23 protein-coding genes are annotated in these 23,417 nt (G+C 68.8%); 18 read left to right on the forward strand and 5 right to left on the reverse strand.

Annotated features, from left to right (window positions below):
• Positions 1–78: 78 nt before the first annotated feature.
• Genes ACXRVZ_RS01885 through ACXRVZ_RS01910 form a run of 6 tightly spaced genes read left to right on the forward strand, consistent with a single transcriptional unit; the run spans position 79 to position 5,708 of the window.
• Entirely contained in the window at positions 79–426 is a 348-nt protein-coding gene (locus ACXRVZ_RS01885) for a GntR family transcriptional regulator (protein WP_457419001.1), read from the forward strand.
• Positions 423–1,310, forward strand: coding sequence for an ABC transporter ATP-binding protein (locus ACXRVZ_RS01890; protein ID WP_457419003.1), 888 nt, complete (start codon positions 423–425; stop codon positions 1,308–1,310). The genes ACXRVZ_RS01885 and ACXRVZ_RS01890 overlap by 4 nt, the downstream gene beginning before the upstream one ends.
• Entirely contained in the window at positions 1,307–1,975 is a 669-nt protein-coding gene (locus ACXRVZ_RS01895; RefSeq protein WP_457419005.1) for an ABC transporter permease, read from the forward strand. The genes ACXRVZ_RS01890 and ACXRVZ_RS01895 overlap by 4 nt, the downstream gene beginning before the upstream one ends.
• Positions 1,976–1,984: 9 nt before the next feature.
• Entirely contained in the window at positions 1,985–4,081 is a 2,097-nt protein-coding gene (locus ACXRVZ_RS01900; RefSeq protein WP_457419007.1) for an ATP-binding cassette domain-containing protein, read from the forward strand.
• Positions 4,078–4,863: an ABC transporter permease gene (locus ACXRVZ_RS01905; RefSeq protein WP_457419009.1), complete on the forward strand. Its 786-nt coding sequence runs from the start codon at positions 4,078–4,080 to the stop codon at positions 4,861–4,863. Before ACXRVZ_RS01900 ends, ACXRVZ_RS01905 begins: the two co-directional genes overlap by 4 nt.
• Positions 4,864–4,868: 5 nt before the next feature.
• Positions 4,869–5,708, forward strand: coding sequence for a hypothetical protein (locus tag ACXRVZ_RS01910; RefSeq protein WP_457419011.1), 840 nt, complete (start codon positions 4,869–4,871; stop codon positions 5,706–5,708).
• A gap of 55 nt (positions 5,709–5,763) precedes the next feature.
• On the opposite strand, the gene ACXRVZ_RS01915 is transcribed toward ACXRVZ_RS01910, so the two are convergent.
• Complete coding sequence (locus ACXRVZ_RS01915; protein ID WP_457419012.1) at positions 5,764–6,606, reverse strand: hypothetical protein; 843 nt, start codon at positions 6,604–6,606, stop codon at positions 5,764–5,766.
• Between the two features lie 110 nt (positions 6,607–6,716).
• Complete coding sequence (locus tag ACXRVZ_RS01920; RefSeq protein ID WP_457419014.1) at positions 6,717–8,018, reverse strand: S8 family serine peptidase; 1,302 nt, start codon at positions 8,016–8,018, stop codon at positions 6,717–6,719.
• Positions 8,019–8,096: 78 nt separating this feature from the next.
• Between ACXRVZ_RS01920 and ACXRVZ_RS01925 the strand changes: the two genes are divergently transcribed.
• The 3 genes from ACXRVZ_RS01925 to ACXRVZ_RS01935 are packed head-to-tail and all read left to right on the forward strand — an operon-like array spanning position 8,097 to position 11,103.
• Positions 8,097–8,594, forward strand: a complete 498-nt coding sequence (locus tag ACXRVZ_RS01925; protein ID WP_457419016.1) for an RNA polymerase sigma factor — start codon at positions 8,097–8,099, stop codon at positions 8,592–8,594.
• Entirely contained in the window at positions 8,591–9,205 is a 615-nt protein-coding gene (locus tag ACXRVZ_RS01930) for a hypothetical protein (RefSeq protein ID WP_458232159.1), read from the forward strand. The genes ACXRVZ_RS01925 and ACXRVZ_RS01930 overlap by 4 nt, the downstream gene beginning before the upstream one ends.
• A 17-nt stretch (positions 9,206–9,222) precedes the next feature.
• Positions 9,223–11,103: a diguanylate cyclase domain-containing protein gene (locus tag ACXRVZ_RS01935; RefSeq protein WP_457419020.1), complete on the forward strand. Its 1,881-nt coding sequence runs from the start codon at positions 9,223–9,225 to the stop codon at positions 11,101–11,103.
• Between the two features lie 156 nt (positions 11,104–11,259).
• On the opposite strand, the gene ACXRVZ_RS01940 is transcribed toward ACXRVZ_RS01935, so the two are convergent.
• Positions 11,260–11,895, reverse strand: coding sequence for a TetR family transcriptional regulator C-terminal domain-containing protein (locus tag ACXRVZ_RS01940; RefSeq protein WP_457419022.1), 636 nt, complete (start codon positions 11,893–11,895; stop codon positions 11,260–11,262).
• A gap of 107 nt (positions 11,896–12,002) precedes the next feature.
• Between ACXRVZ_RS01940 and ACXRVZ_RS01945 the strand changes: the two genes are divergently transcribed.
• The 8 genes from ACXRVZ_RS01945 (at position 12,003) to ACXRVZ_RS01980 (ending at position 21,879) form a co-directional block, all read left to right on the forward strand.
• Positions 12,003–13,373 carry an NAD(P)-dependent oxidoreductase gene (locus ACXRVZ_RS01945; protein WP_457419024.1) on the forward strand — a complete coding sequence of 457 codons (1,371 nt, stop codon included), beginning with the start codon at positions 12,003–12,005 and terminating at the stop codon, positions 13,371–13,373.
• Positions 13,366–14,673: an NAD-dependent dihydropyrimidine dehydrogenase subunit PreA gene (preA, locus tag ACXRVZ_RS01950; RefSeq protein ID WP_457419026.1), complete on the forward strand. Its 1,308-nt coding sequence runs from the start codon at positions 13,366–13,368 to the stop codon at positions 14,671–14,673. Before ACXRVZ_RS01945 ends, preA begins: the two co-directional genes overlap by 8 nt.
• A 10-nt stretch (positions 14,674–14,683) precedes the next feature.
• Complete coding sequence (locus tag ACXRVZ_RS01955) at positions 14,684–16,183, forward strand: CoA-acylating methylmalonate-semialdehyde dehydrogenase (protein ID WP_457419028.1); 1,500 nt, start codon at positions 14,684–14,686, stop codon at positions 16,181–16,183.
• A gap of 21 nt (positions 16,184–16,204) precedes the next feature.
• A complete protein-coding gene (locus tag ACXRVZ_RS01960; protein ID WP_458232160.1) occupies positions 16,205–17,674 on the forward strand; it encodes an NCS1 family nucleobase:cation symporter-1 in 1,470 nt (489 codons plus the stop codon).
• Positions 17,671–19,119, forward strand: a complete 1,449-nt coding sequence (hydA, locus tag ACXRVZ_RS01965; RefSeq protein ID WP_457419032.1) for a dihydropyrimidinase — start codon at positions 17,671–17,673, stop codon at positions 19,117–19,119. The genes ACXRVZ_RS01960 and hydA overlap by 4 nt, the downstream gene beginning before the upstream one ends.
• Position 19,120: 1 nt before the next feature.
• Positions 19,121–19,474 (forward strand): bleomycin resistance protein, encoded by a 354-nt coding sequence (locus tag ACXRVZ_RS01970; protein ID WP_457419034.1) that lies wholly within the window; start codon positions 19,121–19,123, stop codon positions 19,472–19,474.
• Positions 19,475–19,484: 10 nt separating this feature from the next.
• A complete protein-coding gene (locus ACXRVZ_RS01975; protein ID WP_457419036.1) occupies positions 19,485–20,738 on the forward strand; it encodes a Zn-dependent hydrolase in 1,254 nt (417 codons plus the stop codon).
• Between the two features lie 73 nt (positions 20,739–20,811).
• Positions 20,812–21,879, forward strand: coding sequence for an alpha/beta fold hydrolase (locus ACXRVZ_RS01980; RefSeq protein WP_457419038.1), 1,068 nt, complete (start codon positions 20,812–20,814; stop codon positions 21,877–21,879).
• Here ACXRVZ_RS01980 and ACXRVZ_RS01985 read toward each other — a convergent pair.
• Complete coding sequence (locus tag ACXRVZ_RS01985) at positions 21,812–22,279, reverse strand: hypothetical protein (protein ID WP_457419040.1); 468 nt, start codon at positions 22,277–22,279, stop codon at positions 21,812–21,814. The two genes, ACXRVZ_RS01980 and ACXRVZ_RS01985, sit on opposite strands and share 68 nt — an antisense overlap.
• Positions 22,280–22,354: 75 nt before the next feature.
• On the opposite strand from ACXRVZ_RS01985, the gene ACXRVZ_RS01990 reads away from it, so the two are divergent.
• On the forward strand, positions 22,355–22,729 hold the full coding sequence (locus ACXRVZ_RS01990) for a MerR family transcriptional regulator (RefSeq protein ID WP_457419042.1): 375 nt from the start codon (positions 22,355–22,357) through the stop codon (positions 22,727–22,729).
• A gap of 3 nt (positions 22,730–22,732) precedes the next feature.
• On the opposite strand, the gene ACXRVZ_RS01995 is transcribed toward ACXRVZ_RS01990, so the two are convergent.
• Complete coding sequence (locus ACXRVZ_RS01995) at positions 22,733–23,329, reverse strand: type IV pili methyl-accepting chemotaxis transducer N-terminal domain-containing protein (RefSeq protein ID WP_458232161.1); 597 nt, start codon at positions 23,327–23,329, stop codon at positions 22,733–22,735.
• Positions 23,330–23,417: the final 88 nt, after the last annotated feature.

Here is a 23,417-nt window from a genome sequence, read left to right on the forward strand (position 1 = left end):
TCGCCGAACTGTGCATATATTCTGTGTATACACATTATGCACAGCAGCCTTTTTATCTCGCAGACCGACGCGAGGCCCATGTACCTCCAGATCGTGGAGCAGATCCGCCAGCGCGTCGCCGCCGGGGACTGGCCGGCGGGGCTGGAGCTGCCGTCCATCCGCGCACTGGCGGCGGACCTGCGGGTCAGCGTCATCACCGTGAAGCGCGCCTACCTGGACCTGGAGTCCGAAGGCGTCATCGTCACCCGCCACGGCAAGGGCTCGTTCGTGGCCGACGCGCAAGGCCTGGCCATGGACATGCGCCTGGCTCAGCTCGACACCCACCTGAGCGCGGCCGGCGAGATCGCCCGGTCGCTGGCCATGCCCGAGCCCGAACTGATTGACCGCCTGCGCAACGCGCTGAACACACAGGAGCCAACGGAATGAGCGCCAAGGTCATTGAAATGAACGGCGTGCGCAAGGCGTTCCGCTTCTTCACGCTGGAAGACGTGACGCTGGACCTGGAGCAGGGCCAGATCATGGGTCTCGTCGGCCCCAACGGCGCCGGCAAGAGCACCACCATCCGACTGTTGATGGGCATGCTCACGGCGGACGCCGGCAGCATCCGCCTGCTGGGCCACGACATGCCGCGCCAACAGGCCGCCGCCAAGGCCGACGTCGGCTTCGTCAGCGACGACATGAAGCTGCTGCCACAGGCCACGCTGGCCTGGCATATGGACTTCGTCGCGGCCATCTACCCCGGCTGGGACGCGGCTTACGCGGCCCAGTTGCTGAAGCGCTTCGGCCTGCACGCGGGCCAGACGGCCAAGAGCCTGTCCACCGGCGAGCAGGTGAAGGCCTTGCTGCTGCTGGCCTTGGCCCGCCGCCCGCGCCTGCTGGTGCTGGACGAACCCACGTCGGGGCTGGACCCGGTCGCCCGCCACGAGCTGCTGACCGAGTTCATGGACGTGCTGCGCGACGACAGCCGCTCCATCCTGTTCTCGTCGCACAACACGGTGGATGTGGAGCGCATCTCGGACCGCATCACCTTCATCGACCGTGGCCGCGTGGTGGCCTCCAACAACAAGGAGGACTTCCTCGAACGCTGGCGCACGCTGCGGCTGCGGCTGCCGGAAGGCGCCCCCGACTGGAAGCTGCCAGAGATCGTCCACCGCGACATCGACGGCCCCAACGTCACGCTGACCATCGACGGTTTCAACGACGACTTTCTCACCCGCCTCGGCGCGCCGGTGCAGGAAGTGCACCGCATGAGCCTGGAAGAAGTGTTCGTCGCCACCGTCATGCACAGCCGGGAGGCCAGCACGTCATGAACTTGATCACCCGCAAGCTCATTGCCAAGGAGCTCTACCTCTACCGCTGGCTGCTCGTCGGCGTCACCGGCGCCGGCCTCGCTTCTCTGTTGCCGGCGGCCAGCGGCGACTTCGGCTTCAACATCGGCTTCCTCGTCTGGCTGACGGCCATCATCGCGCTGGGCGTCATGCTGGCACTGTTCGGCGTCGCCACCGAGCGCAAGGAGCGCTCGCTGCTCTTCATCCTCAGCCTGCCGCTGTCGCCCGCCGACTACGTGCGCGCCAAGCTGCTCGGGCTGCTCGCCTGCTTTGTGCTGCCCTGGGCGCTGCTGAGTGCCGGCGCCGTGGCGCTTGTGCTCGCCATGCCCGGCATTGCGGACGGCCTGCTGCCCTACACGGTGCTGCTGTGCGTCTTCCTGCTGATGAACTTCTCGGTGGTGCTGTGCGCCGTGCTGCACGTCAGCTCCGAGGCGGGCATGGGCGGCGTCATCGTGTTGACCAATATGTCGGTGTCCCTCTTCATGATGGGCATCGGTCGCATCCCCGAGCTGGGCGCCTACATGGGCAAGCCCGAGCCCGTCTGGAACACCACGTTCTGGCTGCTGCTGGCCGCCGAACTGGTGATCGCGCTGATCGCGCTGGCCTTGCCTCTCGTCTTCGCGGCACGGCGCCGCGACTTCCTCTAAGGAACGTTCATGAACACCCAACCCAACGGCGAGAGGCTGCACGCCCTCGACGCAGTGCGGAGCTTTGCCCTTTTGCTGGGCGTTGCCTTCCACGCGAGCATGTCCTTCATCCCCGGCATCCCGAAAGGCATGTGGGCGATGAGCGACAACTCGCCCAGCGCCTTCCTGGGCGACGCGGGCTTCGTTGCGCACAGCTTCCGCATGACGCTGTTCTTCTTCATCGCCGGCTACTTCGCCCGGCTGCTGCATCAGCGGCAGGGCACCGCCGGCTTCTGGGCCAACCGCGGCAAGCGCATCGCGGTGCCCATGGTCGTTGCCTGGCCGCTGCTGTTCGTCGCCATCATCTTCGTGTGGGGACTGGGCATGCAGAAGGTCTTCAACGGCGCGCCACCCGCGCCGCCGGAGATGCCCAAGACCTTCGGCGCGCTGCCGCTGTTCCATCTGTGGTTCCTGTACCAGCTGCTGTGGCTGTATGCCGGTGCGCTGCTGATGCGTGCTGCCATCGCGGCGCTGGACCGGGGCCAGGTGTTGCGCAGGCTGCTGGACCGCGTCGTCACCGGCGCAGTGCGTTGGCCGGCCGGGGCGCTGATGCTGGGCCTGCCGCTGGCGGCAAGCCTGCTGTCATTGCCGATGTGGATGCCCTGGGTCGGCATCCCCACGCCCGACCAGTCGCTGATCCCGCAACTGCCCGCCACCATCGGCTTCGGCACGGCCTTCGCGTTCGGCTGGCTGGTGCATCGCGCTCCGGGTGCGCTGACTGCGCTGGGCGCGCGCTGGCCGCTGCATCTGGCGCTGGCTGCGGTGTCCTCGGCCGTCTGCCTCTACGTCCTGAAGACCCAGCCGCCCTTCGGCATGCCCGACACGCCCAAGCTGATCTTCGCTCTGTCCTTCGTCACCTCCGCCTGGTCCTGGAGCTTCGCCATCACGGGCCTGGCACTGCGCTTCCTCTCGGGCCACAGCCCGGCCCTGCGCTACGTCGCCGATGCGTCCTACTGGATCTACCTGGTGCACCTGCCGCTGGTCATGGCGATGCAGGTCTGGGTGGGCGACTGGCCGCTGCACTGGGGCATCAAGTACCCGGTCGTCGTGCTGGGCAGCCTGGCCGTCCTGCTGCTGAGCTATCACTGGCTGGTGCGCTCGACGGTCATCGGCAAGCTGCTCAATGGCCGCGCCTATCCGCGCCACGCCGTTGCAGATGCCCCCGTCGAAGTGCAGGCAGACGACGAGGTCGTCGCGTCCCTCTGCGGGGTATCCAAGCGCTACGGCAAGCTTGAGGCGTTGACCACGGTCGACCTGGAACTCAAGCGCGGCGAACTGCTCGCGCTGCTTGGCCCCAACGGCGCCGGCAAGTCCACCGCCATCTCGCTGTGGCTGGGCCTGCACGACGCCGATGCCGGCATCGTCAAGCTGCTCGGCGGCTCGCCGCAGGAGATCGCGCGGCGCCAGGGGTTGGGCGTCATGATGCAGGACGTCGAGCTGCCGAAAGACCTGAAGGTGCACGAGCTGGTGGCCTTGTCCGCCAGCTACTACCAACGACCGCTGAGCGTGAAGGAAGCGCTGGACCGCGCCGGCATCACGGCGCTGGCGAGCCGGCCCTACGGCAAGCTCTCCGGCGGCCAGAAGCGCCAGGTGCAGTTCGCCATCGCCATCTGCGGCCAGCCCCGCGTGTTGTTCCTGGACGAGCCCACCGTGGGCCTCGACATCCAGGCCAGAGAAGTGATGTGGAACAACATCCGCGCGCTGCTGCGCGAGGGCTGCTCCATCCTGCTGACGACGCACTACCTGGAGGAAGCCGAGGCGCTGGCCACGCGCGTGGCGGTGCTGGCCAAGGGCCGCGTCATCGCCTCGGGCAGCGTGCCGGAAATGCGCGCGCTGGTCTCGCGCCGGCACATCCGCTGCGAGACGACGGTGGCCGCCAACGAGGTGCGCGGCTGGCCCGGCGTCGTCGACGTGTCTACCGACCAGGCGCAGTTGCACATCGTCGCCACCGACGCCGAAACCGTCGTGCGCGGCCTGCTCGCGGCCGACCCCCAACTCTCGCGCCTGGAAGTGAAGCAGGCCGGGCTCAACGACGCATTCAACGCACTCACTCAGGAGGCCGCATGACCACCTTGACCCAACCCCTGCCCATCGCGGCAACCCGGCGCGCGGCGTCGCCCTACGCCGTCGAGATCCGCCTCGAACTGCTGCGCCTGCTGCGCTCGCCGGCCTTCGCGCTGCCGATGTTCGTGCTGCCCGTGGCGCTCTACCTGCTGTTCGCCTTCGCGGTGGCCGGCGAGCAGACCGCCAAGGACCCGGACGCCGCGCGCTTCATGTTCTCCGGCTTCTCGCTGATGGCCGTGACCATGGCCGCCGTGTTCGCCACCTGCCCGTCCATCGCCATGGAGCGGGAGCAGGGCCTGCTGACCCTCAAGCGCGCCCAGCCCGCGCCGCCCGGCGCCTGGCTCACGGCCAAGATAGCCGCCGGCGTCGTCACGGGTGTGATCGCCTACCTGCCCATCCTCGTCGTCACGGCCGTCAGCGGCCAGACCATGCTGAGCACGGGCCAGCTCGCCGCCATGAGCGCCGTGCTCATCGCGGGCGCCATCCCCTTTTGCGCGCTGGGGTTGATGGTGGGCACGCTGGCCAACGGCACCGCCGCGCCGGCCTACGCACACCTGCTCTACCTGCCGGGGCTCTACCTGTCGGGCGTGTTCTTCCCGCTGCCCAAGTCCATGTACTTCCAGGCCCCGTTCTGGCCGCAGTTCCACCTCAACCAGCTCGTCTTCGCGGCGGGTGGTGTCGACAAGTTCCGCTTCATCGGGCCGGAGATGGCTTTTGCCGTGCTGCTGGGGTTCACGGTGCTGTGCAGCGGCATTGCGATGTATCGCCTGAAGCGGCGCGGATGATAACGATGAAGACGCTGCTCGCGGCCCTGCTGCTGGCCGGCAACGCGGCAGCCTGCACCATCGTCACCGCCGCGGCCGGCGAGACCGTCTTCCTCGCCGCCAACGAAGACCAGCCGCCCAACAAGGCCTATCTGGTGACCGACACGACGGGCAGGTACGGCGTCGTCTTCGTCGCCACGCCGACCGATACGCTGCCACTCGTCATGCAGATGGGCATCAACGAGCAAGGGCTCGCCTACAGCATCAACGCCATCCCCGAAGAGAAGCTCACCGCCGTGCCCGGCACGACGCCGCAGCAGGAGTGGGCGCTCGTGCAACTGATGCGCGAGGTAGGCACGGTCAGCGAGCTGCTGACGCGCTACTTCAGCTACGACTGGGGCCCGTCCATCGCCTACCAGATCCACGTCGCCGACCGCAGCGGCGACGCCGCCGTCATCCACCCGGGCGCGGATGGCCGGCTGACGTTCACGCGCATCGACAGGCGCCGAGGCTATCTGGTCTCCACCAACTTCAACCTGCGCGACGCGGCTCTCATGCGGTGGCTGTCGCCGCGGCAGCTGACCGCCGAGGGGCGCTTCAGCGGCTTCTCCACCGCCAGCCCGCCCACGCCCGATTTCATGGCCGGCGTGCTGGCGGCCACGCACCAGAAGCCCGGCTGGATCAGCAACGTCAGGACCATCTTCTCCGCCGTCTTCAACCTGCGGACGCTGGACATCCACCTCTACGACGACAGCCGCTTCGACAGGCCATACCTGATGAACGTCCGGTCGGAGCTGGCGCGCACGCCGGGAAAGCAGATGCGGCCGCTGCCCGAAGTGTTGGCAGTCCTCGCCGCGAGACGATGAGGAAGGGCGGCCCGAGGGCCGCCCTGCTCAGTCACGGTGAAGGCGGATCAGAGGATCAGCGCTGCGCCGAGCCGCCGGCCGAGGCGTCCAGCGCCACCGAGCGGTCGGCGCGCGAGGCCTTGGCGGAGGCGCTGCCCGAGGCCTGGCCGTTGCGGCCGGTGGCCTGGGTGCTGACGGCGCTGGTCAGGCCCTTGTTGCTGGCGGTGGTGGCAGCGGCGGGCGTGGCGGGAGCGGGTGTCGTGGCTGCGACGGGCGCGGTCGGCGTGGCAGGTGCCGTCGCAGTCGGCGCGGCGGGAACAGCGGGCGTGGCCGGCGTGGTGGTGGCGGGCATCGCACCCTGGCTCAGCGAGCCGTTCAACGCGCCGCTGCCCTGGCCGGCCAGGTTGCCGTTGATGCCGTTGGCCGTGCCGCTGAGGGCACCCGTCAGGCTGCCGCTGGCGCTGCCAGAGCCGTTGGCGGCTGTGGCACCGACCTGATCCTTCAGGCCCTGGGCGGTCGTCTTGACGTTGCCGACCGTGTCGCCGGTCGTGGACTTCACGTCGCCCAGCTTGTCGGTGGCGGTTGACTTCACATCATCGACCTTGCCCTGCACGGCGGTCTTGGCATCACCGGCCTTGTCGGTCACGCCCTGCTTCACGTCGCCGACCTGGGTCTTGGTCTTGTCGACGGTGCCCTTGAGCAGGGAGCCGTTGGCGTTGGCCGAGCCGGCGGCGTTGCCGCCGACGTCCAGCTGGCGGGGCGACAGTGCGCCGTTCAGGCCGCCAGTCAAGCCGCCGGTGAGGCCACCGCCGGCACCGCCGCCAAGCAGGCCGGCAGCGTGGGCGTTGGCAGCAATGAGGCCGGCGGCGATGGCGACGGCGCTGAGGGTGGTACGAACGGTGCGACGGGTTGCAAACATGGTGAATCTCCAGGATGGTTGTCTTGGAAGAGCCAGCCTTTCCGGCCCTTTCACTGAGTACAACGACCGTCGTCGAAACATCCTTCCCAGCCCGATTGCAACCCTTTGTGTCAGCGCGACTGACGCGCCTGCAATTGCTCGGGCACCACGCGCAAATCCTCGGCAAGCAGCCCGCGCCCGTAGACCGGGTCGCGCCCCGGGGCGCCCAGATCCACGGCCGCCGCAGCTAGTCGCTCGACCGCCGCCGCCGCAAGCGCCGCATCCGGCTCGCGCAGCTCCACCGCCAGCAAACCCGCCACCAAAGGCGCCGCGAACGAGGTGCCCCGTGCCACGCCATAGCCACCGCCGCTGCGCGCCACGGCCATCTCGGCGCCGGGCGCCGACCACATCACCTGCGGACCCTGCGCCGCCTCGGGCAGCACCCGGCGCGAGGCGTTCACGCCGGTCACGCCGACGACGCCGGCATAGGCCGCCGGGAACAGCGGCGGCGCGGCGGGGCCGTCGTTGCCCACGGCCGCCACGAGCAAGTGGCCACGCTTGACGAGCGCCGCGACGCCCTGCTCCAGCAGGCGGTTCTGCGGGCCGACGAGGCTGAGGTTGACGACCGCCACGCGCTCGCGCGCCATCCAGGCGAGCGCGCGCACGACCTCCTCGGCCGAACCGCCGTCGGGCTTGTCGCAGTAGACATCGGCGTTGAAGAGCTCGGCCTTCGGCGACGCGCCCGCAAAGCCGCGCTCACGGCCGACCAGCAGGGACGCGACGGCCGTGCCGTGCTCGCTGGGCAGCGCGCTGCCGCCGCAGCCGAAGCTGCCGCCGGTGGCGTGGCGCAGGGCCGCGTGCCGGCGGTCCACGCCGCCGTCGATGAGGCCAACGCGGATGGGGCCACGCTGCGGCGTCGATGCAGCACCGGAGCCGGCCGCCACCTCGCCGCTGCGTGAATAGAGATGATTGAAATCCGCCTGCAGGTCGGGCTGGGCCGCGCGCAGCCGGGCCAGCGCCTCGGCCGTGTCCAAGCCCGCCGGCACGCGCAGCACGACCTCACGCAGGCCCAGCTCGGGCCAGTCCTCGTCGCGCAGCTGTGTCAGGCCCAGTGCGGCGGCGGCGGCCAGCGCGGCTTCGCTGGGCGACACCAGCAACAACTCCTGGCGGCGGATGAGTTCGCCGGCGGGGTCGGCCTCGATGAGCTGGGGGTGGCGGCGCAGCAGGTCGCGCACATTCGTCACGCGCTGGTCCAGCAGTCGCGTCGTGGACGACAGGATCTCGGGCAGGGGCTGGGCGACGCGGTCCAGGACGCCCGGCAGGCGCGACACGCCTGGCAACTGCGGCAATTGCGGCAGGCGCAGCTGGGCCTGGGCCGGCACGCCGAAAGCGGCCAGAGTCAGGCTCAGGGACAGAACAAGGGCAGTTTTCATGGAACTCACAGGCTGTTTGTGAGGATAACGAGCGAGGCAGGGAAGAAAATCCATGCCTCGTCCGTTGTCCATGTATCGATGCCTGATTCCCTTCCCGAGCTTCGCCAGGAGATCGCCGCCCTGCTGCCACGGCTGCGCCGTTTCGGTCGCACGCTGGCGCGCTCCCCCGAGGACGCCGACGACCTCGTGCAGGTCGCCATCGAGAAGGCCCTGACCCGCACCGACCAGTGGGCGCCTGGAACGCGCCTGGACAGCTGGATGTTTCGCATCATGCAGAACGCGTGGATTGATGAATTGCGTGCCCGTGAACGGCGCGGCCAGACCTTCCTGCCCGAGGAGGAAGGCGAGCATGTCGGCGACGGCTCGGCCACGGGCTCGCAGCTCGACGCCATCCTCGTGCGCAAGGCCGTGGCCAAGTTGAGCGAGGAGCACCGCACCGTGGTGGGCCTCGTGCTCGTCGAGGGCCTGAGTTATCAAGAAGCGGCACAGACGCTGGGCGTGCCCATCGGCACCATCACAAGTCGCGTGGCCCGCGCCCGCGAGGCGCTTCAAGAGTTGCTGGGAGAGTGGCCATGAATTTGAATGAAGAGCAACTGAAGGCCGAGCGGCAGCGCCTCTCGGCCGCCTTTGACGGTGTGTTGAGCGAGYCCGTGCCGGACCGCCTCAAGGCGCTGCTGGCCGAGCCGGCGCCACAGGTCGTGGACCTGGGCGCGGTGCGGGCAAAGGTTCAAGCTAAGGGCCGTGCCATGTCCAGCTGGGCCGCCTGGGGCGGCATGGCGGCCACGCTGGTGCTGGGCACGCTGATCGGCACGCGCCTCGCGCCGCCCGGTGGCGACGACCGGTTGCTGGCGTCTGGCGCGATCGCCACGGCGCTGGACCGGCAGCTCGCCAGCGCACCTGCAACGGGCCCGGCTGCGGTGGCCACGCAAATCAGCTTCAAGGCCAGGGACGGCCGCTGGTGCCGCAGCTTCTCGACCACCACCTCGGCCGGCCTGGCCTGCCGCGAGCCCGATGGCGCCTGGGCGCTGCAACAGGTCGCCGCCACCGCAGCGCCGGCGGGCGGCATGCGCCAGGCCGCCAGCGCCTTGCCACCGGCCGTGCTGGCGGCCGTGGACGACCTGATGGCCGGCGAGGCGCTGAACGCCGAGCAGGAACGCACGGCGCGAGACTCCGGCTGGCCGCGTTGACGGCCGTTCCTGACCTCATGCCGCAGAACGCCGCGCCGCAGTTGACCGCCGATCTCAAGCGCTTCAGGCGCTATCTGATCCTGGGCAATCTGCTGCTGCTGGCCCTCATTGCGCTGGCCGCGCTGTTGGTCATTTCGGCCAGCTACCGCGCGCAGCAGGAGCGTGGCCGCGCCAGCGCAGCCGACCTGGCCCGCACGCTGAGCCTGCGCGTGGCCTCGACCCTCCAACTGGTCGACAACTCGCTGCTGTCCACGCGCAACCAAGTGGACCGGCTGCGCGCCGCCGGGCCGGCGCCGGCCGGCGAGCTGACGCGCATCGCCGACGCGCAGCGCGCGCTGGTGCCGTCCCTGACGGCGCTGCGCATCACCGATGCCGACGGCCGCGTGCTCAACCCCGATGCCGACGGTCCCAGCAGCGTCTCCATGGCGGACCGCGACTACTTTCAGGCCGCCCGCGCTGATCCGACGCGGCTGGCGATCTCCGAGCCGCTGCAGGGCCGGCTCAAGAAGGGCTGGGGGCTGATCCTTGCGCGCGCCCGGCTGGACGAGGCGGGCCGCTTCATCGGCGTGGTCTATGGCGGCATCGGCACCGACGGCCTCGTGCAGGACTTCCGGCTCACCGATGTGGGCAGCCAGGGCGTCGTCGTGCTGCGCTCCACCTCGCTGCGGCTGATCGCCAGATATTCGCCGCAGGACCGCACCCCCGAGGCGCGGCTGGGCCTGGCCCAGGTGTCGGACGCCTTCCACGCCGCGCTGAAGGTCAACCCGACCCAGGGCAGCTACGTCGCGCGCAGCATGCTGGACGGCGTGGAACGGGTCACCGCCTACACCCAGGTGGGCCAGCATCCGCTGCTGATCCAGGTCGGCTTGGCGACCGAGGACTTCTTCGCCCCCTGGTGGCGCCAGATGGCGCAGTTGGGCGGCCTGCTGCTGTTGCTGGCGGCGATCGTCGTCGCCGCCTCGGCCGTCATCTATCGCGCCCAGGCGCGCCAGGTGCGTGCGCGGGCGCAGATCTCGGCGCTGGCCGCCGAGCGCGGCGCGCTGCTGGACAACGAGCTGGTGGGCATGGTCAAGCTGCACGAGCGGCAGGAGGTCTGGCACAACGCCGCGCTGGCCCGGCTGTTCGGCTACGAACCGGGCGAGCTGAGCGGCACGCCGTCGCGCCTGCTCTACCTGGACGACGAGTCCTATGTCCAGGTCGGCCTCGGCTACCAGCGCCTGGCCGCAACGAACAGCTACCGCAGCCAGCTGCGCATGCGCCGCAAGGACGGCCGCCCCATCTGGATAGACCTGAGCGGCAGCGCGCTGCCCGACGGCGAGTCCGTGTGGCTGATGACGGACATCACCGCCATCAAGCACAGCGAGGAGCAGGCCCGGCACCTGGCCTTTCACGACATGCTGACCGGCCTGCCCAACCGCCAGCTGCTGCTGGAACGCCTGGCCTTCCTGCAGCGCGACGCGCAGCGCAACGACCGCTGGCTGGCGATCTGCTACCTGGATCTGGACGGCTTCAAGGCCGTCAACGACACGCTGGGCCACGACGCCGGCGACGCGCTGCTGCGCGGCACCGCCGAGCGGCTGAGCGCCAGCGTGCGCGGCAACGACGTGGTGGCCCGCATCGGCGGCGACGAGTTCGTGCTGGTGCTGAACCAGCTCAGCGGGCTGTACGACGAGCAGCACGCGCTGAACCGCCTGCTCGACGCCTTCGAGGCGCCCATCGCGCTGCCGGGCGGCGCCGAAGCGCTGGTCGGCATCAGCATCGGCGTGGCCATGTACCCCCGCCACAGCCGCGATGCCAGCACGCTACTTACCCTGGCCGACCGGGCCATGCTGGCCGGCAAACGCGCCGGCAAGGGCCGCTGGGTGATGCACGACGAATCCGCGCCGGGCGCGGGCTGAAGTGAAACTCGAAGGCAACCACAGAGGCACAGAGACACAGAGGCCGCACAGAGAACGCATTTCTCTGTGCCTCAGTGTCTCTGTGGTTGCATTTCCGCATTCGTTTCATGCGTCGCGAGTGCCGCGAACGCGGATGGAAAACTGAGATGGGTCGCCCTAGCTGGGAATTTCCAGGCTGCCCCAGATCAGGCTGGTGATCAGCACGCGGGCGCGCTCGAAGTCCTCTTCATCCAGCGCCGGCTTGCCCATGTAGAGCGCGAATTGCGGCCCCAGGTCGGCGTAGGCCTGGGTGGACGACCAGATCAGGAACATCAGGTGCGTGAAGTCCAGGCGCCGCACGCGGCCCTCGGCCGCCCAGCCCTCGAAGCGGGCCACGTCGGCGTGCAGCAGCGGCATGACCTGGGCCTTCAGCACGTCCTGGTAGCGCGGCGCGCCAGCCATGATCTCGCGCGTGAAGACAGCGTTGCCACTGGGCCGCTCGCGGCTGAAGCGCAGCTTGACCTGCACATAGGCCTGGATCGCCGCCTCGGGCTCGTCGGCCTCGGCGATGGCCGACATGCTGGCCATCCACTCGCCCATGACGCTGTCCAGCACGGCGCGGTAGAGCTCTTCCTTGCTGGGCCAGTGGTAGAGCAGGTTCTGCCGCGACAAATCCAGTGCGGCGGCAATGCTGTCGAGGCTGACGCCTTCGAATCCGAAGCGCGCAAACTGGTGTTCGGCTTCAATCAGGATGGCCTCCTGCTTGCGCAGGGTGGCGGCGCGGGGGGTACGTACTGCGGTTGTCACGCTCATGCACCGGATTCTGACGGGCGCGCACCAAGCGCTTGCTGCGGGTTTTTACGCTTAGGTCAAGTTTTACAGGGTAGTAATGTTTGGGTGTTTTCTACAGGGAGAAGCCCGTGGACCTTGCCGACCTGAAGTCCGGCCGCCTCGCACCGGCCGAGTACGAGCGCAACTTTGCCGATGCGCACCCGCCGCTGAACCGCACGCAGGCCTTGATCGAGGCCGAGCGCTGCTACTACTGCTACGCCGCGCCCTGCCAGACGGCCTGCCCCACGGGCATCGACATCCCGGCCTTCATCCAGCGCGTGGCGCAGGACAACGTGCGCGGCGCGGCCGAGGCCATCCTGACGGCCAACCCGCTGGGCGGCATGTGCGCCCGGGTCTGCCCGACCGAGGTGCTGTGCGAGCAGGCCTGTGTGCGCAACACCAACGAGAGCAAACCGGTCGAGATCGGCCTGTTGCAGCGCTTTGCGGTGGAGGGTCACTTCGCCAATCCCGGAGCCAAACCGTTGTTCGAGCGCGCACAGCCGACTGGCCGGCGCATCGCCGTCGTCGGCGCCGGGCCGGCCGGGCTGGCCGCCGCACACGGCCTGGCGTGGCGCGGACACGACGTTTTCCTGTTCGACGCCGCACCGAAATTGGGCGGCCTGAACGAATACGGCCTGGCAACCTACAAGGTGGCCGGCGGTTTTGCGCAGCGCGAGATCGACTGGCTGCTGTCCATCGGCGGCATCACACCCAAGCTGAACTGTCGACTCGGCCGCGACATGACGCTGGACGGCCTGCTGGCTGAATACGACGCGGTCTTCCTCGGCCTGGGCCTGGGCGGCGTCAACGCGCTGGGCCTTGCCGAGCCCGAGCTGCCCGGTCTTCGCAACGCCGTCGACTTCATCGCCGAGCTGCGCCAGAGCGCGCCGGAAATCGTGCCGGTGGGCCGCAAGGTCGTGGTCATCGGCGGCGGCATGACGGCCGTGGACGCGGCCGTGCAGAGCCGGTTGCTGGGCGCCGAGCAAGTCACCATGGTCTACCGGCGCGGGCCGGACGGCCTGTCGGCCTCCACGCACGAGCAGCATTGGGCGCAGACCAACGGCGTGACCATCCGCTGCTGGGCGCGGCCGCTAGGCATCGAGGCCGACAGCGGCGTGCTGCGCGGCATGCGCTTTGCGGCGACCAAACTTGAAAACGGCCAGCTCGTCGACACCGGCGAGCAGTTCCTCATCGAGGCCGACCTGGTGCTGCGCGCCATCGGCCAGACTTACGAGGTACCGGCCGGCACGGCCATCGAGCTGCAAGCCGGCCGCATCAAGACCGACGACGACGGCCAGACCAGCCTGGCCCGCGTCTGGGCCGGCGGTGACTGCCGCGCCGGCGGCCGCGACCTGACCGTCGAAGCGGTGGAGCACGGCAAACGCGCCGCCGCCAGCATCGACCGGGCCCTGGGCCTGAGTACCGCCCGCCATCTCGACAAGGAGGCCAGCCATGGCTGACCTGAGCACCAACTTCCTCGGCATCAAGAGCCCCAACCCCTTCTGGCTCGCGTCGGCCCCGCCGACCGACAAGGAGATCAACGTGCGCCGCGCTTTCGAGGCCGGCTGGGGCGGCGTCGTGTGGAAAACGCTGGGCGAGGACCCGCCGGTCGTCAACGTCAACGGCCCGCGCTACGCGACGCTGTGGAGCCAGGACCGCCGCGTCATCGGCTTCAACAACATCGAGCTGATCTCCGACCGGCCGCTGCAGATCAACCTCGACGAGATCCGCCGCGTGAAGCGCGACTTCCCCGACCGCGCCATGGTCGTGTCGCTGATGGTGCCGGTGAACGAGCAGAGCTGGAAGGACATCCTCGCCAAGGTGGCCGACACCGGCGCCGACGGCGTGGAGCTGAACTTCGGCTGCCCGCACGGCATGAGCGAGCGCGGCATGGGTTCGGCCGTGGGCCAGGTGCCGGAGTACATCCAGCAGGTGACCGAGTGGTGCAAGAAGCACACGCACATGCCGGTCATCGTCAAGCTCACGCCCAACATCACCGACGTGCGCTTTCCGGCCCGCGCGGCGCATGCCGGCGGCGCCGATGCGGTCAGCCTCATCAACACCATCAACTCCATCATGGGCGTGGACCTGGACCGCATGACCATGAGCCCCGTCACCGACGGCCTGGGCTCGCACGGCGGCTACTGCGGCCAGGCGGTCAAGCCCATCGCGCTGAACATGGTGGCCGAGATCGCGCGCGACCCGGCCACCGCAGGCATGCCGCTCTCGGGCATAGGCGGCATCACCACCTGGCGCGACGCGGCCGAGTTCATCGCCATGGGCTGCGGCACGGTGCAGGTGTGCACGGCGGCCATGGTCTACGGCTTCAAGATCGTGCAGGACATGTGCTCGGGTCTGAACACCTTCATGGACGAGAAGGGCTATGCCTCCATCGAGGACTTCCGCGGCCTCGCGGTGCCGACCGTGAAGAACTGGAACCAGCTCAACCTGAACCATGTCGAGAAGGCCGTCATCGATCAGGACAGCTGCATCAAGTGCGGCCGCTGCCACGTCGTCTGCGAGGACACCTCGCACCAGGCCATCTTTGCGATGAAGGACGGCCAACGCCACTTCGAGGTCAACGACGCCGAGTGCGTGGGTTGCAACTTGTGCGTGTCGATCTGCCCCGTCCCTGGCACCATCACGATGCGCGCCTTGCAGCCGGGCGAGACCGATGCGCGCACGGGCCGCGTCATCGATGGCAGCTATGCCAACTGGACGACGCACCCGAACAACCCGATGAGTGCCGGATGCGCTTGAAGGAACTGAGATGAGTCACTACGAAGTCGGCCACTGGATCAACGGCGCCATTTCAAGCGGCAGCGGCGCGCGCCAGCAGGACATCCACAACCCCGCTACGGGCGCCGTGCAAGGCAAGTTGCTGCTGGGCAGCGTGGCCGATCTGGACGCGGCGGTGGCCAGCGCCACCAAGGCCGCCAAAGCCTGGGGTCAGACGCCCGCGCTGGCTCGCTCGCGCGTGCTGTTCAAGTTCCTGTCCATCGTGCAGGACAAGCGCGAGGAGCTGGCCGCTGCCCTCGTGCGCGAGCATGGCAAGACCATGCCCGATGCCTTGGGCGAAGTGGCACGCGGCATCGAGAACATCGAGTTCGCGACCGCCATGCCGCAGCTGCTGAAGGGCGAGTACACCGAGCAGATCGCGCGCGGGCTGGACGCCTGGAGCACGCGCCAGCCGCTGGGCGTGGTGGCCGGCATCACGCCGTTCAACTTCCCCGCCATGGTGCCCATGTGGATGTACCCGCTGGCCATCGGCTGCGGCAATGCCTTCATCCTGAAGCCCAGCGAGCGCGACCCGTCGGCGTCGCTCTTGATGGCGCAATGGCTGAAGGACGCCGGCCTGCCCGACGGCATCTTCAGCGTCGTGCAGGGCGACAAGGACATCGTCGACGCCATCCTGGCCCACCCCGGCATCGCCGCGGTCAGCTTCGTCGGCTCCACGCCGGTGGCCGAGCACATCTACAAGGTCGGCTCGTCCCACGGCAAGCGCGTGCAGGCGCTGGGCGGCGCGAAGAACCATATGGTCGTCATGCCCGACGCCGACCTGGAACAGGCCGTGGACGCGCTGATGGGCGCGGCCTACGGGTCGGCCGGCGAACGCTGCATGGCGATCTCGGTGGCCGTGGCCGTGGGTGATGCGGCCGACGCGCTGGTCGCGGCACTCGCGCCCAAGGTCGCCGCGCTGAAGATCGGCGAAGGGAATGGCGCCGGCATCGAGATGGGCCCGCTGATCACGCGCGCCTCGCAGCAGCGTGTGGAGAAGCTGATCGGCGAAGGCGTGGCCGCCGGTGCCAGGGCCGTCGTCGATGGCCGTAACCACCGCGTGGCCGGCTTCGAGGACGGCTTCTTCGTCGGCGGCACGCTGCTGGACGGCGTGTCGGCCGGCATGAGCTGCTACACCGAGGAGATCTTTGGCCCCGTGCTCTGCGTCGTGCGCGTGCCGGACCTGGCCGCGGCAATAGCACTCATCGAAGCCAACGAGTACGCCAACGGTGTGGCCATCTTCACCCGCGACGGCCACGTGGCGCGCGAGTTCGTGCACCACATCCAGGTCGGCATGGTGGGCGTCAACGTGCCGCTGCCGGTGCCCATGGCCTTCAACAGCTTTGGCGGCTGGAAGCGCAGCCTGTTCGGTGACCACCACGCCTACGGACCGGAGGCGGTGCGCTTCTACACAAAGCACAAGGCCGTCATGCAGCGCTGGCCGGACAGCCTGCCCAAGGGTCCGCAATTTGCTTTCCCGCAGAACACCTGATCACGAAGGAAGCACATCACCATGACCGACCCAACGCTGAGCAATCCCGATCTCGTTCCCACGACGGCCGCCCAGCGGACCTGGCGCTGGTACCACTTCGCGGCGCTGTGGGTGGGCATGGTCATGTGCATCCCGGCCTACACGCTGGCGGCCAGCCTCATCGAGTCGGGCATGAGCTGGAGCCAGGCCGTGGGCACGGTGTTCCTGGGCAACCTCATCGTGCTGGTGCCCATGCTCTTGATCGGCCATGCCGGCGCCAAGTACGGCATCCCCTACGCCGTGCTGGCGCGGGCCTCCTTCGGCACGCAGGGCGCGCGATTGCCCGCTCTGCTGCGAGCACTTGTCGCCTGCGGCTGGTACGGCATCCAGACCTGGTTTGGCGGCCAGATGATCTTCACACTGGCCGGCGTGCTGCTGGGCCACCCGCCCGGCGGCGACCCGCTGCCTGTGCTGGGCATCAGCGCGGCGCAGTTCGGCTGCTTCCTGCTCTTCTGGGCCTTGCAGTTCTGGTTCGTCGTGCATGGCATCGAGGCCATCCGCAAGCTGGAGACCTGGACAGCGCCGCTCAAGATCGTCATCTGCTTCGTGCTGCTCTGGTGGGCCTGGGACAAGGCGGGCGGCTTCGGGCCGATCCTCGATCAGCCCTCGGCGTTTGTGGAAGGCGGCAAGAAGGCGGGCCAGTTCTCGGCGGTGTTCTGGCCGTCGCTGACCGCGATGGTCGGCTTCTGGGCGACGCTGGCGCTGAACATCCCCGACTTCACGCGCTTTGCCAAGACGCAGCGTGACCAGCTCGTCGGTCAGGCCATCGGCCTGCCCCTGCCGATGGGCCTGCTCGCCGCACTCGCGGTGTTCGTCACGTCGGCCACCGTCGTCATCTACGGCAAGGCGATCTGGGACCCGGTGGACCTGGCCAGCCGCATGACGGGTGCGGCCGTGCTCATCGCCCTCATCGTGCTGCTGATCGACACGGTCAGCGTCAACCTCGCCGCCAACCTCGTCGGCCCGGCGTATGACTTCTCCGCGCTGGCGCCGGGCAAGATCAGCTACAAGCTCGGCGGCATCCTCACGGCCGGCATCGCCATCGTCATGATGCCGTGGAAGATCCTGGCCTCCACCGAGGGCTACATCTTCACCTGGCTCATCGGCTACTCGGCGCTGCTGGGGCCGGTGGCGGGCATCCTCATCGTCGACTACTACGTGCTGCGCAAGACCGAACTGGTGGTCGGCGACCTCTATGTCGAGGGCGGCCGCTACAGCTATCGCGGCGGCTGGAACATGGCCGCCGTCATTGCCTTCATCGTCGGCGTCGCGCCCAACATCCCCGGCTTCCTGAACGCTGCCTTCCCGGCCGCCTTCCCCGAGGTCGGCGCCGTGTTCAAGGCCGTGTACACCTATGCCTGGTTTATCGGCCTCGCTCTCGCCGCCCTGGTCTACGGCGTCTTGATGGCCGGCAAGACGCAATCTCAACCGCTCACACGGAGCGTGACATGACCTCTCTCTTGATCCGCGGCGCCACGGTCGTCAATGCCGACGCTGAAAGCCGCAGCGATGTGCTGTGTATCGACGGCCGCATCGCCGCCCTCGGCGACCGCGCCGCGAAGGAAGCGCCCGCCGGCACCGAGACACTGGACGGCAGCGGCCAGTACCTGATGCCCGGCGGCATCGACCCGCACACGCACATGCAGCTGCCCTTCATGGGCACCGTCACGCAGGACGACTTCTTCACCGGCACGGCGGCAGCGCTGGCCGGCGGCACGACGTCCATCATCGACTTCGTCATCCCCAATCCGCAGCAGCCGCTGATGGAGGCCTACCGCACCTGGCGCGGCTGGGCGGAGAAGGCCGCGACGGACTACGCCTTCCACGTTGCCGTGACCTGGTGGGACCAGAGCGTCAGCGACGACATGGGCACCCTCGTGCGCGAGGAGGGCGTGAACAGCTTCAAGCACTTCATGGCCTACAAGAACGCCATCATGTGCGACGACGAGACGCTGGTGAACAGCTTCAAGCGCTCGCTGGAACTGGGCGCCATGCCGACCGTGCATGCGGAGAACGGCGAGCTGGTCTACCTGCTGCAGGCCGAGGTCGCCAAGATGGGCATCACCGGCCCCGAAGGCCATCCGATGTCGCGACCACCGATGGTCGAAGGCGAAGCCGCCAACCGCGCCATCGCCATTGCCGATGTGCTGGGCGTGCCCATCTACATCGTCCACGTCAGCTGCATCGAAAGCGCCGAGGCGATTGCCCGGGCCCGCGCCCGTGGCCAACGCGTCTACGGCGAGGTGCTGGCCGGCCACCTGCTCATCGACGACAGCGTCTACCGCGACCCTGATTTCGCCAAGGCCGCCGCCTATGTGATGAGCCCGCCCTTCCGCCCCAAGATCCACCAGGAGTTCCTGTGGCGCGGCCTGCAAAGCGGCCAGCTGCACACGACCGCCACCGACCACTGCACCTTCTGCGCCGAGCAGAAGGCTGCGGGCAAGGACGGTTTCGCCAAGATCCCCAACGGCTGCGGTGGCGTTGAGGAGCGCATGGCCGTGCTGTGGGATGCCGGCGTCAATTCCGGCCGCCTGACGCCCAGCGAGTTCGTCGCCATCACGTCGGCCAACGCGGCCAAGCTCTTCAACATGTACCCGCGCAAGGGCGTCATCGCCGAGGGTGCCGACGCCGATCTCGTGCTGTGGGACCCGGCCGGCAGCAAGACGCTGAGCGCCAGGACGCAGTTCTCGAGGAACGACTTCAACCTCTTCGAGGGCCGCACCGTGCAGGGCGTGCCCAGCCACACCATCAGCCAGGGCCGCGTCGTGTTCGCCAAGGGTGATCTGCGCGCTGAAGCCGGCAAGGGCCGCTACCTGAAGCGCCCGCCCTTCGGCCCGCAGTTCGATGCCGCGGCCAAGCGCGCCCACGAGCTCGCACCGACCGCCGTCGTCCGCTGACATGCAGACCGTCATCCCGCAGTTGCGCATGACGGATGCGGCTCGCACGCAGGCGTTCTACGTCGATCAGCTCGGTTTCAGCGTCGACTGGCAACACCAGTTCGAGCCGGGCCTGCCGCTGTTTCTGCAGCTCACGCGTGACGGCCAGACGATCTTCCTGAGCGGCCACGCCGGCGACTGCCAGCCCGGTGGCGCCGTCTACTTCTGGGTGCCCGACGCAGACGCGGTCTATGCCGCCTTCACCGCCCGCGGCGTGCAGCCGGTGAAGCCCATCGAAGACATGCCCTGGGGCGTGCGCGAGTTCTTGCTCGTCGACCCCGACCACAACAAGCTGCGCTTCGGCACGAAGCTCTGAGGAGCCCAAGATGGACATGCCCACCAAGACCGACATCACGACGCTCCGCGTCAACGGCCAACGCCTCTGGGACTCGCTGATGGAGCTCGCCCAGATCGGCGCCACGGAGAAGGGCGGCGTCTGCCGCCTGACGCTGACCGACCTCGACAAGCAGGGCCGCGACCTCGTCACACGCTGGGCACGCGAGGCCGGCATGACAGTCACCATCGACCAGATCGGCAACGGCTTCATGCGCCGCGCGGGCCGCAACAACAGCCTGCCGCCCATCATGACCGGCAGCCACATCGACACCCAGCCCACCGGCGGCAAGTTCGATGGCAACTACGGCGTGCTGGCCGGCATCGAGGTCGTGCGCACGCTGAACGACTACTGCATCGAGACCGAGGCGCCCATCGAGGTCGCGTTCTGGACGAATGAAGAAGGCTCGCGCTTCGTGCCCGTCATGATGGGCTCGGGCGTGTTCGCCAAGGCCTTCACGCTGGAGCATGCCTACGCAGCGACGGACACCGAAGGCAAGACGGTCAAGGGCGAGCTGGAGCGCATCGGCTACATCGGCGAGCAGGTGCCCGGCGACCACCCCATCGGCGCCTACTTCGAGACCCACATCGAGCAAGGCCCGGTGCTGGAAGACCACGACAAGACCATCGGCGTCGTCACCGGCGTGCTGGGCATCCGCTGGTACGACTGCGTCGTCACCGGCATGGAAGCCCACGCCGGCCCCACGCCGATGGCGCTGCGCAAGGATGCGTTGCAGGTGGCCGCCAAGCTGATGCAGGAAGTGGTCGCCTGCGCTCACCGCCACCCGCCGCACGGCCGTGGCACGGTGGGCATGGTGCAGGTGCACCCCAACAGCCGCAACGTCATCCCCGGCCGCGTCAAGTTCAGCATCGACCTGCGCAACGCGACCGACGCGCTGTGCGAGGCCATGGACGCCGACATCCGCGCCGTGGCCGCCAAGCTGTCGGCCGAGAGCGGCCTGCCCATCGAGATCACGCCCGTCAGCAACTACCCGGCCCAGCCCTTCCACGCCGACTGCATCGCCGCCGTGCAGAAGGCCGCCGACACGCTGGGCTACAGCAATATGCGCGCCGTGTCAGGCGCCGGCCACGACGCCGTCTACATGGCGAGGCTGGCGCCCGCTGGCATGATCTTCATTCCCTGCAAGGACGGCATCAGCCACAACGAGATCGAGGACGCCAAGCCCGAGCACATCGAGGCGGGGTGCAATGTCTTGTTGCAGGCGATGCTGGAGCGGGCGGGCTGAGCGGCGAAGACCTGCCCCTACAGTGCGCCACCAAGGCGCAGCGGTAAGGCGCCTCAACTGCAAGGAGGCCCGTTTGATCCGCCGTCTGCTGACTGCCACGCTGTTGCTCGCGCAGCTCACGACCCATGCCGCCGGATCGCTGGCGCCGGCCTGCGAGGCCAGCGCCAAGGACCGCGCCGTCCGGGAGCAGTCCTTCGTCCCCCTCAACGGCATCCCCCAATCGCTGACCATCACCGGCCAGGACTGCCGCAACCCCGTGCTGCTCTTCATCCACGGCGGTCCGGGCAACCCCGTCAGCCCTTTTGCCGACACCCTCTACGGCGCCTGGGCCAAGGACTTCACGCTCGTGCAATGGGACCAGCGCGGCGCCGGCCGCACCTATGGCCGCAACCTGCCGGTGCGGGAGCTGGAGCCGGATGAGTTCAACAGCACGCCGCTGACGCTGGAACTGATGGCCGCCGATGGCATTGCCGTGGCCGAGTACCTGCAGCAACGCCTGGGCCAGCGCAAAGTCATCCTGACTGGCAGCTCCTGGGGCTCGGCGCTGGCCGTGGAGATGGCGCACCTCAGGCCCGAACTCTTCCACGCCTATGTCGGCGTGTCACAGCTCGTCGGCCCGGCCGACCTGACCGCCAGCCACGGCCTCGCGCTGCAACGCGCACGCGAGCTGGGCGACCAGCCGGCCGTCACCACGCTGCAGGCCCTCGGCACGCCGCCCTGGACCGACCCGCGCAGCTTCGGCAAGCTGCGCCGCATCCTGCGTGGCTACGAGGCGCAACGTGCGGACGCCGGCCCGGCCTGGAAACCCGCCGCAGACTACGCCGGTCCTCAGGACGCCGCCGCGTACGAGGCCGGCGAGGATTTCTCGTTCCTGAAGTTCGTCGGCCTCAAAGGCGACGGCATGCTGTGGAAGCTGGACCTGAGCGGGCAGCGCACGCGGTTCAAGCTGCCCGTCTTCCTCGTGCAGGGCGAGGAAGACCTGCTGACGCCGCCGGCCGTCACGCGCGCCTGGTTCGACCGCATCCAAGCCCCGCGCAAGCAGCTCGTCACCGTGCCGCGCGCCGGCCATGACCCTAACGGGCCGCTGCTGGATGCTCAGCTGAAGCTACTGCGGGACGAGATGCTGCCGCTGGCGCGCTGACTTCAACCCTCACCCGCCACGCCTGCACCACCGCCCAGCTCACCTCGGGCACGATGAACAGCAGCAGCACGGGCTCGCCGGTCTGCATCCAGGCCCAGGCCATCCACAGGCTGAACAGCACCCGCGTCGCCGCGTCGTAGCGGCCGAACTGCTGTGTCGGCCCGCGCAACCGCAGCACGGACCAGACCAGCACCACGCTGCCCATCAGCAGCGCGAACAACATGTGCATAGGCGCGAAGGCCGGCAACGGCTGGCCACCGAGGGCGAGGTTGACGGCACCCAGATGGCCGAAGGCGATGGCGAAGCTCCAGGGTGTGGCGAACGGCGCCGTGACGACGAGGTCGTAGACCGCACTGGCACGCACGACGTGGCGGAACTGGGAGGGGCTGAACGAGGGCATGGATGAGGCCGAAGTGACTAAGGCCGGCATGCTCAAGGCTGGACTACGCTCCAGGGTCAAGCACTTTTCAACACCATGCAGATCGGCACCCTGTCCACCCTCACCGGCCTGAGCCGCGACAGCCTGCGCTTCTACGAGAAGCGCGGCCTGCTGCAGGCGCGCCGCGCCAGCAACGGCTACCGCGACTACCCCGAGGAGGCCGTGCAATGGCTGGGTTATGTGCGAACGGCCCAGCAGCTGGGCTTCACGCTGGCCGAGATTGCCGCCGACCTGCCGTTGCTGGCCCAAGGTGAGGACGCCGGCCCGGCGCTGCGGGCGACGCTGGCGCGCAAGCTGGGCGATATCGACGAGCGCATCCTGGCGTTGCAAGGACTGCGCGCCGAGCTGGCGCGCCGGCTGGCCGAGACGCCGGAGACCGGCGCAAGCTGCCCTTTGCGCCCGGCCGCCTGAACCTCAGGCCACCGCGCTGCGCACCGCCTCACGCACCAGGCCGTCCAGCTTGCCGGTGATCTGCGTCAGCTCGCCCGACACGACGGCGAACTCGCGGCCCGAGGTGCCGGCGCGCGCGGCGACGACCTGGGCGTTGAAGGACACGATGCGCGCATGCTTGGCGATCTGCTCGATGTCGCCCATGACGGCCGTCAGCTGCTTCTTGGCCGTGGAGGCCTGCTGGCGAGCCAGGTCTTCGTAGATCTGCGTCAGCCGGTTCAGCGTGGCCAGCAGCGGCGTGGCGGCCTCCACCAGCTCTTCGAGCAGCGTCGGCGCGTTGAAGGCATTGGTGGCGATGAGGTCCAGCGAGCGCCCGGCCAGCTCGATGAAGGCGGTGATGCGCTCGTGGGCGCGGTCCGGGCCGAAATAGGCCTGCTGCAACTCGCCGCCTAAGGCCTGCGGCGAGAGCTCGCCTTCAAGCAACGCGCGGTGGGCGTCGCTGAAGGTCACCAAGGCTTCGCGCGCCGTCGCCGGGGCGCCCTCGCGGCCCTGCGAGGCCAGCACCGCGTAAAGGACGACGCGCTGCGACGTGAAGCGGCGGCGGCCCGAGAGGTTGATCAACTTGCCAAAGACCTCGCCCGCCGTTTGTTTGGGCGCGGCCCCCGTTTTTCGTGCATGGGGCGCTGCACTCTGGTGGTGCGACATGACA

This window comes from Roseateles sp. P5_E8 (assembly GCF_054177665.1).